This is a genomic window from Mesorhizobium sp. BHbdii (assembly GCF_053848045.1).
The window spans coordinates 1-14,206 of record NZ_JBSPKX010000004.1 but is presented as its reverse complement, the minus strand read 5'-3'; the positions used below and the strand labels follow the sequence as shown (position 1 = coordinate 14,206).

14 protein-coding genes and 1 pseudogene are annotated in these 14,206 nt (G+C 63.8%); 9 read left to right on the top strand and 6 right to left on the bottom strand.

Going from position 1 to position 14,206, the window contains the following annotated elements; all coding sequences use genetic code 11:
- Nucleotides 1-227: 227 nt before the first annotated feature.
- Nucleotides 228-2,072 (bottom strand): dihydroxy-acid dehydratase, encoded by a 1,845-nt coding sequence (gene ilvD / locus ACWTU8_RS20750; RefSeq protein WP_455849648.1) that lies wholly within the window; start codon nucleotides 2,070-2,072, stop codon nucleotides 228-230.
- A 272-nt stretch (nucleotides 2,073-2,344) separates the two neighbouring features.
- Here ilvD and ACWTU8_RS20745 point away from each other — a divergent pair, with 272 nt between their 5' ends.
- Nucleotides 2,345-2,818 (top strand): VOC family protein, encoded by a 474-nt coding sequence (locus tag ACWTU8_RS20745; protein ID WP_455849647.1) that lies wholly within the window; start codon nucleotides 2,345-2,347, stop codon nucleotides 2,816-2,818.
- 40 nt (nucleotides 2,819-2,858) lie between these two features.
- On the opposite strand, the gene ACWTU8_RS20740 is transcribed toward ACWTU8_RS20745, so the two are convergent.
- Nucleotides 2,859-4,466, bottom strand: coding sequence for a peptide chain release factor 3 (locus ACWTU8_RS20740; RefSeq protein WP_082982095.1), 1,608 nt, complete (start codon nucleotides 4,464-4,466; stop codon nucleotides 2,859-2,861).
- A 121-nt stretch (nucleotides 4,467-4,587) separates the two neighbouring features.
- Here ACWTU8_RS20740 and ACWTU8_RS20735 point away from each other — a divergent pair, with 121 nt between their 5' ends.
- Entirely contained in the window at nucleotides 4,588-5,664 is a 1,077-nt protein-coding gene (locus tag ACWTU8_RS20735; RefSeq protein ID WP_455849646.1) for an NAD(P)/FAD-dependent oxidoreductase, read from the top strand.
- Here the strand turns inward: ACWTU8_RS20735 and ACWTU8_RS20730 are convergent.
- The 3 genes and pseudogenes from ACWTU8_RS20730 to ACWTU8_RS20720 all read right to left on the bottom strand — a co-directional run bounded on the left by ACWTU8_RS20730 (nucleotide 5,658) and on the right by ACWTU8_RS20720 (nucleotide 8,229).
- Entirely contained in the window at nucleotides 5,658-7,031 is a 1,374-nt protein-coding gene (locus tag ACWTU8_RS20730; protein ID WP_455849645.1) for an amidase, read from the bottom strand. The two genes, ACWTU8_RS20735 and ACWTU8_RS20730, sit on opposite strands and share 7 nt — an antisense overlap.
- A 170-nt stretch (nucleotides 7,032-7,201) precedes the next feature.
- Nucleotides 7,202-7,960: pseudogene (locus tag ACWTU8_RS20725) on the bottom strand (class II glutamine amidotransferase).
- Between the two features lie 14 nt (nucleotides 7,961-7,974).
- On the bottom strand, nucleotides 7,975-8,229 hold the full coding sequence (locus tag ACWTU8_RS20720; protein WP_455849644.1) for a DUF6356 family protein: 255 nt from the start codon (nucleotides 8,227-8,229) through the stop codon (nucleotides 7,975-7,977).
- 115 nt (nucleotides 8,230-8,344) lie between these two features.
- Between ACWTU8_RS20720 and ACWTU8_RS20715 the strand changes: the two genes are divergently transcribed.
- From ACWTU8_RS20715 to ACWTU8_RS20690, 6 genes are all read left to right on the top strand, one after another.
- Nucleotides 8,345-8,815, top strand: coding sequence for an Lrp/AsnC family transcriptional regulator (locus tag ACWTU8_RS20715; protein WP_065006000.1), 471 nt, complete (start codon nucleotides 8,345-8,347; stop codon nucleotides 8,813-8,815).
- An 84-nt stretch (nucleotides 8,816-8,899) separates the two neighbouring features.
- Nucleotides 8,900-9,385 carry a dUTP diphosphatase gene (gene dut, locus ACWTU8_RS20710; protein ID WP_065006001.1) on the top strand — a complete coding sequence of 162 codons (486 nt, stop codon included), beginning with the start codon at nucleotides 8,900-8,902 and terminating at the stop codon, nucleotides 9,383-9,385.
- 12 nt (nucleotides 9,386-9,397) lie between these two features.
- Nucleotides 9,398-10,054 carry an HAD family hydrolase gene (locus ACWTU8_RS20705; protein ID WP_455849643.1) on the top strand — a complete coding sequence of 219 codons (657 nt, stop codon included), beginning with the start codon at nucleotides 9,398-9,400 and terminating at the stop codon, nucleotides 10,052-10,054.
- 85 nt (nucleotides 10,055-10,139) lie between these two features.
- Entirely contained in the window at nucleotides 10,140-10,988 is an 849-nt protein-coding gene (locus ACWTU8_RS20700; RefSeq protein WP_455849642.1) for a hypothetical protein, read from the top strand.
- A 69-nt stretch (nucleotides 10,989-11,057) separates the two neighbouring features.
- Nucleotides 11,058-11,861, top strand: a complete 804-nt coding sequence (locus ACWTU8_RS20695) for an isocitrate lyase/PEP mutase family protein (protein ID WP_029347760.1) — start codon at nucleotides 11,058-11,060, stop codon at nucleotides 11,859-11,861.
- Nucleotides 11,858-12,853 carry a proline racemase family protein gene (locus ACWTU8_RS20690; protein ID WP_455849641.1) on the top strand — a complete coding sequence of 332 codons (996 nt, stop codon included), beginning with the start codon at nucleotides 11,858-11,860 and terminating at the stop codon, nucleotides 12,851-12,853. Before ACWTU8_RS20695 ends, ACWTU8_RS20690 begins: the two co-directional genes overlap by 4 nt.
- 142 nt (nucleotides 12,854-12,995) lie before the next feature.
- Here ACWTU8_RS20690 and ACWTU8_RS20685 read toward each other — a convergent pair whose 3' ends face one another.
- Nucleotides 12,996-13,691, bottom strand: a complete 696-nt coding sequence (locus ACWTU8_RS20685) for a sulfate transporter family protein (protein ID WP_455849640.1) — start codon at nucleotides 13,689-13,691, stop codon at nucleotides 12,996-12,998.
- 195 nt (nucleotides 13,692-13,886) lie between these two features.
- Between ACWTU8_RS20685 and ACWTU8_RS20680 the strand changes: the two genes are divergently transcribed.
- The coding region (locus ACWTU8_RS20680; RefSeq protein ID WP_455849639.1) for a PfkB family carbohydrate kinase at nucleotides 13,887-14,206 on the top strand (320 nt) is incomplete at its 3' end.

Sequence of the window (14,206 nt, the reverse complement as noted above, 5' to 3'; positions counted from 1 at the left end):
AGCCACCTCGTTCAAAAAGCCGTTTCTTTCCGTGCAGCGTGCTGCCGCAAGGCGGAACCTCCAGGCGCGGTTCTTCCTTCTCCCCTTGTGGGAGAAGGTGGCCGCGAAGCGGCCGGATGAGGGGTGTTCCAGCTTGGCACCGACGGCACTCCGTCCAGCACCCCTCAACCGTCTTGGCGCTACGCGCCAATCCACCTTCTCCCACAAGGGGAGAAGGAAACGCGAACCTACTCCGGCACATACCTTACCGCACCCTTGGCAGCACTGGTCGCCATCGAGGCGTAGGCGCGCAAGGCCATCGTCACCTTGCGCTTGCGCTTTTCCTCGGGCTTCCAGGCGGCAGCTCCCTTGGCCTCCATCGCTGCGCGGCGGGCGGCCAGTTCAGCATCGTCGACGGCAAGCCGGATGGTGCGGTTCGGGATATCGATCTCGATCGTGTCGCCCTCATGCACCAGCCCGATCAGCCCGCCTTCCGCCGCCTCGGGAGAGGCATGGCCGATCGACAGGCCCGAGGTGCCGCCGGAAAAGCGGCCGTCGGTGACCAGCGCGCAAGCTTTGCCGAGGCCCTTCGATTTCAAATAGCTGGTCGGGTAGAGCATTTCCTGCATGCCGGGGCCGCCGCGTGGCCCTTCGTAGCGGATGACGACGACATCGCCGGCCTTGATCTCGTTAGACAGGATCGCCTTGACGCTGGCGTCCTGGCTTTCGAACACCCTTGCCGGGCCGGTGAATTTCAGGATCGATTCATCGACGCCGGCGGTCTTGACGATGCAGCCGTCCAGCGCAAGATTGCCCTTCAGCACGGCAAGGCCACCGTCCTTGGAAAAAGGATATTGGGTCGAGCGGATGACCCCCTTCTCCCGGTCGAGATCGAGTTCGTCCCAGCGGCGATCCTGGCTGAAGGCGACCTGCGTCGGCACGCCGCCCGGGGCCGCCAGAAAGAAGTCGCGGACATTCTGGCTTGACGTGCGCGAGATATCCCAATGGTCGAGCGCTTCGCCGAGCGTTCGCGTATGTACGGTCGGCAGGTCGCGGTTGATCAGTCCCGCGTTATCGAGCTGACCGAGGATCGCCATGATGCCGCCGGCGCGGTGGACGTCTTCCATGTGCACATCCGCCTTGGCGGGGGCAACCTTGCATAGCACCGGCACCTTGCGTGACAGCGCGTCAATGTCGTCCTGATCAAAATCGATCTCGCCCTCATGCGCGGCAGCCAGGATGTGCAGCACGGTGTTGGTCGAGCCGCCCATGGCGATGTCGAGCGTCATGGCGTTCTCGAAGGCGCCCTTCGAGGCGATGCTGCGCGGCAGCGCGGTGTCGTCGTCCTGCTCGTAGTAGCGCTGGGCGAGATCGACGATCAGATGGCCGGCCTCGACGAACAGCCGCTTGCGGTCGGCGTGTGTCGCCAGCGTCGAGCCGTTGCCGGGCAGCGACAGGCCTAGCGCCTCGGTCAGGCAGTTCATCGAGTTGGCGGTGAACATGCCCGAGCAGGAACCGCAGGTCGGACAGGCGGAGCGCTCGATGGTCTTGACGTCCTCGTCGGAGATCTTGTCGTCGGCGGCCGCCACCATGGCGTCGACCAGATCGAGCGCCTGCGTCTTGCCGGCGAGCACCACCTTGCCGGCCTCCATCGGCCCGCCGGAGACGAAAACGGTGGGGATGTTGAGACGCAGCGACGCCATCAGCATGCCCGGCGTGATTTTGTCGCAATTGGAGATGCAGACCATAGCGTCGGCGCAGTGGGCGTTGACCATGTATTCGACCGAGTCGGCAATCAGCTCGCGCGACGGTAGCGAATACAGCATGCCGTCATGGCCCATGGCGATGCCGTCATCGACCGCAATGGTGTTGAATTCCTTGGCGACACCGCCGGCCTTTTCGATCTCGCGGGCAACCAGCTGCCCAAGGTCCTTGAGATGGACGTGGCCCGGCACGAACTGAGTGAAGGAGTTGACCACGGCGATGATCGGTTTGCCGAAATCGGAATCCTTCATGCCGGTGGCGCGCCACAGGCCGCGGGCGCCGGCCATGTTGCGGCCATGTGTGGTGGTGCGGGAGCGATAGGCGGGCATAGACTGTCCTTGCTGTCTGGGTCGCGCCCGGACAGGCGCGGAAAACCGGAATTGAGCGGCGTTATATACGCCGCGGTCTGCTCTGGCCACGGTTTTGCGATGCGCCGGGATCTTGAGCCAAAGACGGTAAGCCGGCCCAGGCAGTAAAAAGTCAGAGGTGCTGTCGGATTATGTTTTGCCCGAGCGTCCTTGGGCAGACGGCGCGGACGGGCATCAATTGCCAGCCGGCCGTTTTACGAGTGACAACAAAAACCAGCCCGAGGAGCAAGCAAATGCAAAAGATCACCCCCTGCCTGTGGTTCGACGACCAGGCCGAGGAGGCCATGAACCATTACATCTCCATCTTCAAGAACTCGAAGGTGCTGAGCGTGATGCGCTGGCCCAAGGGCAGCGGCGATCGTGAGGGCAAAGTGCTGGTAACCTATTTCGAGCTCGACGGCGTTCAGTTCCAGGCGCTCAACGGCGGGCCGCAATTCAAGTTCACCGAGGCAGTCTCGCTGTCCATCGACTGCAAAACGCAGGAGGAGGTCGACTATTTCTGGGACAGGCTCATCGAGGGCGGTGGCGAGCCCAGCCAGTGCAGCTGGCTGAAGGACAAATTCGGCGTCTCCTGGCAGGTCGTTCCCGAGCAGTTGCCGAAGCTGCTGCAGGACCGCGACACGGAAAAGGCCGGCCGTGTCATGCAGGCGATGATGCAGATGACCAAGATCGACATCGCCAAGATCGAAGAGGCGGCCAGGGGGTGATCGAACGCTCGTCCCTTCTCCCGTGGGGAAGGGACGCAGCTCAAGCTGCCTTGTCGCGGACCTGATAATCCTTGACCGCGGCGAAGCGAATCGCCTTCCAGCGCTCGGCCTCGTAGTTGAGCGAAAAGGCGTGCTGGGCCAGGAACACCGGGTCGTTGTCGAGATCGCGGGCAATGTCGCCGCGATGCGCCTCGATGAAGCGATGCACCTCGGCCTTGTCGTCAGCCGATATCCAGCGGCACACGGAAAAGCGCGACATCTCGAAATCGACGGGCAGCGTGTATTCGAAGTTCAGCCGCTCCTTCAGCACGTCGAGCTGCAGCGCACCGACGACACCGACGATGGCCGGTGATCCATCCTCCGGCGAGAACAGTTGCACGACGCCTTCCTCGGCCATCTGGTGCAGCGCTTCCTTCAGCTTCTTGGCCTTCATCGCGTCGCCGAGGCGAACGCGGCGCAGGATTTCCGGCGCGAAGTTCGGCACGCCGCGAAACAGGATCTCCTCGCCCTCGGTCAGCGTGTCGCCGATGCGCAGCGTGCCGTGATTGGGGATGCCGACGACGTCGCCGGCGAAAGCCTCGTCGGCGGTGACGCGGGTGCGAGCGAAGAAGAATTGCGGCGCCGACAGGCTCATCGGTTTTCCCGTGCGCACCAGCTTGGCCTTCATGCCGCGCTCGAGCTTGCCCGAGCAGACGCGGACGAAGGCGATGCGGTCGCGGTGGTTGGGATCCATGTTGGCCTGAATTTTGAAGACGAACGAGGTCATCTTGTCCTCGGTCGCCTCGACCTTGCGGGTATCTGCCTCCTGCGCGCGCGGCGGCGGCCCGTAGGCGCCAAGCGCCTCGATCAGGTCGCGCACACCGTAATTGCGCAGCGCCGAACCGAAATAGACCGGCGTCAAATGACCCTCGCGGAAGGAATCGATGTCGAGCGGACGGCAGGCTTCGCGTGCCAGCTCCAGCTCCTCGATAAAGCCTTCGCGCTCGTTTTCCGGCAACAGGCCGGCAACGCGGTTGGAATCGGGACCGTTGACCGGCGTGCGGTCCTTCTCGGCGTCGCCCTTGCGTACCGCGTTCAGCGCCAGATGATAGGTACCGGAAAAGGTTTTGCCGCGGCCGATCGGCCAGGTGATCGGCGCGGTGTCCAGCGCCAGCTTCTGCTCGATCTCGTCGAGGATCTCGAACGGGTCGCGGCTTTCGCGGTCCATCTTGTTGACGAAGGTGATGATCGGGATGTCGCGCAGCCGGCAGACCTCGAACAGTTTGAGCGTGCGCGGCTCGATACCCTTGGCGGCGTCGATGACCATGACCGCCGCATCGACTGCCGACAGCGTGCGATAGGTATCGTCGGCGAAATCCTCGTGGCCGGGCGTGTCGAGCAGGTTGAAGACGTTGTCCTCATACTCGAAGGTCATCACCGAGGTGACGACCGAAATGCCGCGCTCGCGCTCGATCTTCATCCAGTCCGACCGGGTCTGGATGCGATCCTTCTTGGCCTTGACCTCGCCGGCAAGCTGGATGGCGCCGCCGAACAAAAGCAGCTTTTCGGTCAGCGTCGTCTTGCCGGCGTCCGGATGCGCGATGATCGCGAAAGTGCGGCGGCGCTCCACCGCGTTCGTGATGTCTTCAGCCAATTTATGGAATCCCATGTGGTGCGCGGGCTTCTAGCAGCGCTTTTGCAGCCTGTCGAACAATTTTGGGCGGATGGCCGGTCTTGAGATAGGGTCGCCGCAACGACATCAGGAGACCCGATTCGACAAAGGACCATCCATGAGCGCAGCCAAGCAAGTCATCGTCGTCGGCGCCGGCATCATCGGCGCGTCTGTCGCCTGGCATCTGGCGAACGCCGGCGCGAACGTAACGGTGATTGCCGACAGCGGCGCCGGCGGCGTCGCCACGCCGAATTCCTTTTCCTGGATCAATGCCAGTTGGGGCAATCCAGAGCCGTATTTCCGGCTGCGTACCCGTTCGATGGCCGAATGGACGCGGCTTGCGCATGACGTGCCCGGCATTCCGTTGGAATGGTGCGGCGGCCTGTGCTGGGACCTGCCGCCGGCCGAGTTGGAAGCCTATGCAGTCGAGCATTCTGCCTGGGGCTACGGCATCGAGCACGTCGACCGCATGGGAGCCGCACGTATAGAGCCCAATTTGACCAAGCTTCCCGATTTCGCCCTTCACGTGGCAGAGGAGGGCGTCGCCGAGCCGGTCGCGGCCACGCAGGCGCTGCTGGTGGATGCCGAGCAGCGCGGCCTGCGGGTGATGGGCGGAACGGCCGTGACCGCGTTGGTGCAGACCAATGGCAGGATTACCGGCGTGGATATGTCAGGCGGACGGATCGCTGCCGACGAGGTGGTGATCGCAGCGGGCGCCGGCTCTCCGGCAATTGCGGCGACGGCTGGGTTAAAACTGCCGATCGAGACGCCGCCCGGCCTGATCGTCCATTCACGCCCCTACGAAAAGCTGCTCAACGGCTTGGTGATCGGCGATCGGCTGCACATGCGCCAGACTGCCGAGGGCCGCATCATCGCCGGCTCGGATTTCGGCGGCGCCGATCCGGGAATGGATGCCGCAGCCACCGGTCGCGAGCTGTTTGCGGCGATGAAGAGCATGCTGCGCGACGCCGACCGGCTGGAACTGGATTTCCACACCGTCGGCTATCGGCCGACGCCGATCGACGGCTTTCCGATCATCGGACGGGCTGAAGGCCTGAGCGGCCTTTATGTCGCGGTCATGCATTCCGGCATCACACTGGCCCCAGCCGTCGGCCTGTTCGCCGCCCGGGAAATCCTCGACGACGCGCGCGACCCGCTGCTTGAGCCGTATGGGCTGACGCGGTTTGCTCAATAGCCGCGCGGACGGCGAAAACCGCCGCTCAGCAGCGCTATTGCCCTGGCGACGCCGAGCAGCCGCGCTTCCGACCAGCGGCGGCCGACCAGTTGCAGGCCGATGGGCAGGCCGTCGCGGTCCTGCCCGCAGGGCATCGACAGTGCCGGGTGGCCGCTGTAGTTGAACACCGCGCCGTAGGCCGGCAGCATCCAGTAGCTCTGCTCCCTGTCATCAACCTTGATCGGTGTTCCCGGCTCGCAATGCGGGAAGGCGGTGGTCATGGCGACGGGGCAAAGCAAGACATCGCAACCTTCGAAAAAACGGTCCCAGGCAAGAATTGACTGGTCGCGGCGGGTGAGCGCCTCGAACCAGCGCGAGACCGGTGTCGGTTCTTCCGGCAGCTTCGGCTGCGCAGCCTCTAGCATCATGCCGATCAGCGCACCGCCTTGCGTCAGATCGTTGTGCAGGTCGAGCGTCGGCAGTCTTGCTTCCTCGACGGCTGCCCCCGCAGACTTGAGTTGCTCGGCCAGACTTTCGACCGCGGCCCTGATCTCGCCGGCTACCGGAAAACCCGGAAAGGCCGGCGCGAAAGCGATGCGCAGGGTCTTGAGATCAAGCTTCGGCATGTCCTCGACCGGAACCGGCGCAAGATCTGTGTCGCTGCCATTCGGCCCTGCTATGATCCGCAGGATCAGCCCCAGATCTTCGACGTTGCGGGCCAGCGGACCGATACAGGACATCAGCCGCACGCTGCGCGGCGCACCGGTGGGATCGGGAAAGGCGCCGGCCAGGGAGACGCGGTGCTCGGTCGGCTTGAGGCCGTAGACGCCGCAAAAGGCTGCAGGCAGGCGGATCGAATCCTGCATGTCGGTGCCGATCTCGAACGGTGTCATGCCGGTGCTGAGCGCTGCCGCGGCGCCGCCGCTGGAGCCGCCGGCGGTGCGCGATAGATCCCAGGGATTACTGGTGCGGCCAAACAGCGGATTGTTCGACTGCCAGTCGCCCAGCATCGTTGCGACATTTGTCTTGCCGACCAGCACGCCGCCGGCCGCCTTCAGCCTGAGAACGACCGGGCTGTCTTTTCTCGCCACATAGTCGGCAAAGGCCGGGAAGCCGACCGTGGTCTTTATGCCTGACGTTTCGTGCGTGTCCTTCAGCGTGAACGGCACACCGTGCAGCGGCCCGACAGCGTCGCCGCGCGCCTGGGCTTCGTCGGCTTTCTTCGCTCGAGCGCGAGCCCCTTCCCTGTCAAGCGTGACGACGGCCTTGACCGCCTCATTTTTCCTGTCGATCTCAGCCAAATGCGCGTCCAGCGCTTCCACGGCGGAAATCTTGCGGTCGCGGATCGCGGCAGCCAATTCTCTGGTGGAGGAAAAGACGAGATCCATGACCAATGCTCCGGCTTGGTAGCGGCGCCAGCCTCACCAAATGGCGGGGCTACGGCGCGTCTTCAAGCCGAGTTCAGCATTCCAGAACAAGCGGTGCTTGATCGGAATTGCGCTGCGAGGGTCTGCTGAGGTCGGCGCCGTCCCGCGATATTGCCGCGACCGCAAGGGATCTACACGGCCAGCGCCAGTCTTACCGGCTGGAGCACAAACGGGCGAATGGTCATGCCGTCTCTGGTGATGGTGACGAAGCTAGAGGGCGGGATCGGCTGCCAGTCGCCGCCATCACGGTCGAAAGGCTCCGAACATAAGGCATCGCCCGCCGCCATTGCCGAAGACGGAGGTGTAGAGCGTCGGCGCGTGGGGATCGGTCGCATAGCGCACCGCATGGAGCGATCCGCCGTCCGACAAGGCGGCGGTAAGTCTCAGCGCCGGTTCGAAGCCGGCCCGGTGCGAGGCGTCCATAACGCGGCTGGTGGCGCGGAGAACAGCGCCCTCCGCATCACCCGACAGCCCCTCGTCGATCATCAGGAGAAAGAAGAGTTCGGAATCGGTGGTGCTTTCGCGCTGGGCGAAGACCGCGTCAGAGAGCGAATTTTCCAGCGCGCGGCGGATTGTTTCGAAGCCGCCGATCCGGCCGTTGTGCATGAACGACCAGCGGCCGGCAGTGAAGGGATGACAGTTCATGCGGCTGGTGGCGCCGCCGGTCTGGACCTGATCTGGCGACACAGGCTCTTCAGATTGGGATCGGACCAGGCCGGCAGGATGTCGCGATAGAGACTCGGTTCGGGCCGCTCGCCGTACCAGGCGAGGCCAAAGCCATCGCCATTGGTCGGCGACTTGGCTTCCTGGGCGATAAGCGAATGGCAGGGCGCCGTGACGATGTCTTCGAGGAAAACCGCTTCGCCAAGATAGGCCGCCCAGCGGCACATCGCTTAATCTTCCCTCAGGCGCGATCCATGAAAGCCGCAGGCTCCTTGATCGCGTGTGTGCCTCTGTTGTGCGTGCGCTCATAGAGCTCGCGAACGATTCGGCTGGCCGTGGTCTCAAACAGAAACGGCAAGAAAGCGTGAATGAGCGCGGCGAACGCTGCCATCAACAGGCGCGAGCAGAACCACGCCGCGAAGGCCATATGGCTGAAATAGGTCTCACCAACTTTGGCCGGGTGAGAGGTAAAGAGCCTTGCAAGCCGTGTCGTCATGGTAATGCCTCCTACCGGGATAAGCCCCCGATGCTAAGTATTCTGGCATGAGCTTTTGGTTCATTGGTCCCAAATCATCCTTGTGTTTGGCCAATTATTGGGACAAATATCCCACATGCCGCTGGAAATCGATGAGATCGACCGAAGATTGCTGGCCGAGTTGCAACGCGACGGTACACTGTCGGTCGACCAACTGTCGGAAAGGGTGTCGCTGTCCCGCAATGCCTGCTGGCGCCGGGTCAAGCGGCTGGAAGAAGACGGCGTAATTACTGGCCGGGTGGCGCTGGTCGATGCGGACAAGCTCGGCCTCGGCCTTTCGGTGTTCGTCCTGATCCGGACCTCCAATCACGATCCGAACTGGCTGCAAAAATTCCGGGCGGCAGTCACCGGTTTTCCCGAGATCACCGGCGTCTACCGGATGTCCGGCGACCTCGATTATGTGCTGCGTGCCCGCGTCGCCGACGTGAAGGCGTATGACCGGCTCTATCAGCGACTGATCGCCAAGGTGGCGCTGTCGGATGTTTCAGCCTCCTTCGTCATGGAGGAGATCAAGGAAACGACGGTCGTTCCCGTAGAACTGCGCTGAAGTGGAACTGCGCTGAAAGAAAGCCGTTGATAGCATTGCCGCCGAGTTGACCGAATCGGCGTTGGTAGCGATAGGATCAGCCTCATGCGCGCAGCCCTCTACACTTCCTCCGTCATCGGTCCGGCCGTCGGCTTCGTCAGGCTGCCGCATGGCGAGGGCCTGCCGCTTCCCGCCTATGAAAGCCCGGGCGCCGCCGGCATGGATCTGCGCGCCGCGGTGCCGGACGATCGGCCGCTGCTGATCCTGCCGGGAAAACGCGCGCTGGTGCCGACCGGACTGATCCTGGAGATCCCGGAGGGCGTGGAAGGTCAGGTCCGGCCGCGCTCGGGCCTCGCCTTCAAGCATGGCCTCACCTGTCTCAACACGCCGGGCACCATTGACAGCGACTATCGCGGCGAGGTCAAGGTGCTGCTGATCAATCTCGGCGACGAAGATTTCGCAGTGACGCGCGGCATGCGGATCGCCCAGATCGTCTTTGCGTCCGTGATGCAGGCGACGGTCGAGGAGCGCACATTGGCCGGGGGCACGGCGCGCGGCTCGGGCGGCTTCGGATCGACCGGCACGGCCTGATGAGCATAGTGAATGAGAATACCCAAACTCGTCATCTTCGATTGCGACGGGGTTCTGGTCGACACCGAAAACCTGGCCAATCGACGCCTCGCCGAATGGCTCAGCACTGCCGGCTACCCGGCCAGCTTCGAATATTGCCGTAAGAATTTCTCCGGCCGCTCCATGATATCGGTGCAAAAGGAGGTCGAGGCGACCGGCGTCAGCCTCGGCGCCGATTTCGTCGAGCGTTGGAACGCCGGCCTGCCGGACCTGTTCGCGCATGGCGTCGAAGCCGTCCCCTATGTCAGGGAGTTCATCGAAGCCGTGCACGCTGCCGGCATCGCAACTTGCGTCGCTTCATCGGCACGGGTTTCGAAAATGCACATCACGCTCGGCCAGACCGGGCTGCTGCAGCTGTTCGAGCATGCGCTGTTCAGCTCGACCATGGTTTCGCGCGGCAAGCCCTTTCCCGACCTGTTCCTGCATGCTGCAGGCACGATGGGCTTCGCGCCCGCCGACTGCATCGTCATCGAGGACAGCGTCGCCGGGACGTTAGCCGGCATTGCCGCCGGCATGCGCGTATTTTCCTACTACGGCGACCCGCATTCCGACCGCGACGGCCTGACCGAGGCCGGCGGCATCCTGTTCGACGACATGCGCGACCTTGCCGGGCTGGTGCCGATCCACTGATCTGATCTTCAGGCTTCCCATCCGGCTGGATGCCTCGGTCGTCCGTGCTAGTTTGCGAACGTTCGACAGTTGGAGGCGCGAGCATATGAATTCCATCCTGCTTCGCTTCATCCTCGCCTGTTTGCTGCTGCCGTGCCTGTGGACTGCGGCCGGCGCCCAAGGCGTCAGTTTCCCGGACCTTGGCAGCGCCGTTCCCGGCCGCAAAGACACGATCTATCTCGACCTCGCCAGGATGGTCATTCCCGATCTGGCGGCGGACAAGGACGGCTTCTATCGGGGCTCCATGCCGATCGAGATGCGCCATATCGAGGGTTCGGATAGCGGTGGCTCGCCGCCCGTAACGTCGGGCTTTTCTGATGCTGGCGTGCTCCAGATCAAGGCAGGCGGCAAGGATCGGCTGGCCATGCTGTTTGACCTCGGGAGCTCCTCCGACAGCACCGAGGGTTTTGCGGTGCTGGCGCTCTACGATCTTGCCAGCAGGCCGAGACTGCTCGACGCTGTCAATGTCGCCGTCGACCGGAGCACCTATTTCCGCGACCCGGGCAAGCTGGCGATCGGACCCGGCGATGACGCCATCATCACCCTGAGCACGCATTTCAACTCGAGCCAGGGCTATGTGAGCACGCCGCTGATCCTGGTCCGCGATGACAGGTTCGAACTGATCGACATGATCCACACGTTCGACGAGGCGCTGTGCGCCTACAAGCGCACGCAGGAGTTGGCCTTTCAGACCATTGCGGACGGCCAGCCCTATGCGGCCATCAAGGCGACGGTGACCGATGCCACCGTGCCGAATGGCGAAAGCTGCGACGAACCGGCGCCTGAGGCTTCCTCGCGCGACATCTCCGTCACCTACCATTGGAGTGGGACCGCCTACGTCAAGGGGTCCGACGCACTGGACAAATTGGCAGGAGAGAACGCCAATCGCTTCTGAGCCAATCGCATTCGTTTGCCCGGCGGGCAGTGGCGGGATAAAATGCGCTTCGCACTCTGGGGAGCATCCATGGACAAGGGCAAAATCTTTCGCGACCTGCACAGCTCGATCTTCGTCATGCCCAACCCTTGGGACGTCGGCACGACGAAACTGCTGGCTTCCTTCGGTTTCAAGGCGCTGGCGACGACCAGCGCCGGCTTTGCCTTTTCGCGCGGCCTGCCCGACGGCGCGGTGACCTTCGAGGCGATGATCCACCACTGCCGCGAGGTGGCGGCGGCGACCGGCCTGCCGGTCTCGGCCGATCTCGAAAAGGGCAAGGGCGACAGCGCGACAAGTGCATCCGAAACCATCTTCGCGGCCGAGGCCGCGGGCCTCGCCGGCTGCTCGATCGAGGACCACACCGGCGAGCCCGACAAGCCGATCTATGATTTTTCGCATGCCGTCGAGCGCGTCGCCGCCGCAGCGGAGGCGGCACGGGCGCTGAAGCACGATTTCGTCTTCACCGCGCGGGCTGAGAATTTTCTATGGGGCAAGCCCGACATCGACGACACGATCAAGCGGCTGCAGGCCTTCGAGAAGGCCGGCGCCGACGTGCTCTACGCGCCGGGCATCAGTGACATCGAGACGGTGCGAACCGTCTGCTCGGCGCTGACCAAGCCGGTCAACGTCATGGTGAGGCCCGGCTTCACCATCGCCGATCTTTCCCTGGCAGGCGTCAAGCGCATTTCGCTCGGGCCCTGGCTGACCAATTTCGCCTTCGGCATGCTGGAGACGGCGGCGCGCGAGATCCAGCAGGACGGCACCTTCGGCTTCACCCGCACCGCCATGCCTTTCGGCAAGCTGCAGGCGTTGTTTGCCGAACCCAACGCATGACGCTCACCGTCGTCGACATGCACACCGGCGGCGAGCCGCTGCGGATCGTCACCGGCGGCTATCCCAAGATCCCTGCAGGCACGATCCTGGAAAAGCGCGCCTATGTGCGCGACCACCTCGATCATCTCAGGAAGATCCTGATGTTCGAGCCGCGCGGCCACTACGACATGTATGGCGCGCTGCTGGTGGAACCCGACCTGCCCGGCGCCAACCTCGCCGTGCTGTTCATGCACAATGAGGGCTATTCGACGATGTGCGGCCACGCCATCGTCGCGCTCGGCCGCTACGCCGTCGACGAGAGGCTGGTGGCGCGGCAGGAGCCGGTGACGACAGTCAATATCGAAGCGCCGTGCGGGCTGGTCGTCGCCTCGGTCGAGGTGCAGGACGGCAAGGCCGGCGCGGTGTCGTTCGAAAGCGTGCCGGCCTTTCTGTTCGCCCGCGACCAGGAGATCGAATTGCCGGGCTTCGGTTCGATCGGCTTCGACATCGCCTATGGCGGCGCCTTCTATGCGCTCGCCGATTGCCGCCAGTTCGGGCTGGAATTCGGCAGGAACCGCGTGCGCGATTTCGTCGATGCGGCGACAATGCTGACCGGGAAACTGAAGGCCGAGTTTCCGCTGTCGCATCCCGACCATGCCGACCTTGCCTTTCTCTACGGCACCATCCTGACCGACGGACAGGACGCATTTTCCGATACCCCGACCAAAAACATCTGCGTCTTCGCCGAGGCCGAGGTCGACCGTTCGCCGACCGGCTCGGGCGTCACTGCGCGGCTGGCGGCAATGCATGCCAAGGGCGAAATCGCCGGCCAGACGCGGCTGTTCGAGAGTGTTGCAGGCTCGCGCTTTTCCGGCAGCGTGGCGAGGACCGCGAAAGCCGGGCTGCATGACGCCATTATCGCCCGAGTCGGCGGTCGCGCCTACTACTGCGGCCGGGCCGAATTCATCGTCGAACCCGACGACGAGTTGGGACGCGGTTTTCTTTTACGCTAGCGCCGGGGGTGTGCTGAGATTCGGGTCAGCCCGTGCTGAGAACGGTGGGTTCCGAGAACCGGAACGGAGCGTAACGTTTGGGTGCTAACCGGAAGCCAAGAGACCGCTTCGCAAGCCGGCGTCACCCGAATATCAGCACCCCCTAAGCCGCTTCCCGCGCACTGATCGCCTTGTGCAAATGCACCATCATGGCGGCGGCGAAGAGCGGCGTCAGGAGGTTGAGCAGCGGCACGGCGAGGAAGGCAGCGATAACCAGCCCGGCGAGGAACACCGTGACGGCATGTTTTTTGCGCAACGCCCGTGCCTCGGCCTCCGGGCGAAAACGCATGGCGGCGAACTCGAAGAACTCACGCCCCAGCAGATAGCCGTTGACGATGAAGAAGGCAGCGATGTTGATGCCCGGCACCAGCAGAAGCAGCAAGGCCACGATGTTGCCGACGATGACGACGCCGAAGAATCTTATCGCCAGCACCATCGAGCGCAGTGCCGGCATGGCGCGGCCGGGCGGGTCATTGGGATAGTCGGTGCGCTCGACCACTTCGGCGACGTCGTCGAGGAACAGGCCGGCGATGATCGCCGTCACCGGCGCGATCAGCAGCGCCAGACCCAGCGCGAGACCGATGCCGGCGACGATGACGCCCAGCCATCCGGCCCAGGACGGCAGGCTGGGCAGCCATGCGTCGATCCATGGCCAGGCCAGCCATTCGAACAGGCCCTCGATGGCGAACCATAGCGCGGCGAGCGCCAACAAGGTCAGGCCCAGCGTTTTTGCGAACACCGAGCGGAATTCGGGCGAAAACAGCCGGCTGGCGGCGGCGCGGGCGGCGCTAGAGATCACGGCGTTTCCAATTCCATGGCTGGTATCTCCGAGGCAGGCGGAGACAGGCAAGACACAGGCGGACAGCGCGTTGCAGTGCATCTGCCGTTCGACCAGATTAATAGATCCCGACCCTAGGCAAAGCCGCATCAAATCGCTAGACCCGCCCGCGGCCGGCGTGCCAGAAAGCCGGTGGTTTTCGCGGAGACATCATTGATGCCGAACTATGACGTGCTTTGTATCGGTAATGCCATCGTCGACATCATCGCCCAGTGCGACGAGGCATTTCTGGAAACGAACGGCATCATCAAGGGCGCGATGAACCTGATCGACACGAGGCGCGCCGAGCTCCTCTACAGCCGCATGGGCCCGGCCATCGAAGCCTCCGGCGGCAGCGCCGGCAACACAGCGGCAGGTGTCGCCAGCTTCGGCGGTCGCGCCGCTTTCTTCGGCAAGGTCTCGAACGACACGCTCGGCGAAATCTACGCCCACGACATGCATGCGCAGGGCGTCGCCTTCGACACCAGGCCGCTCAA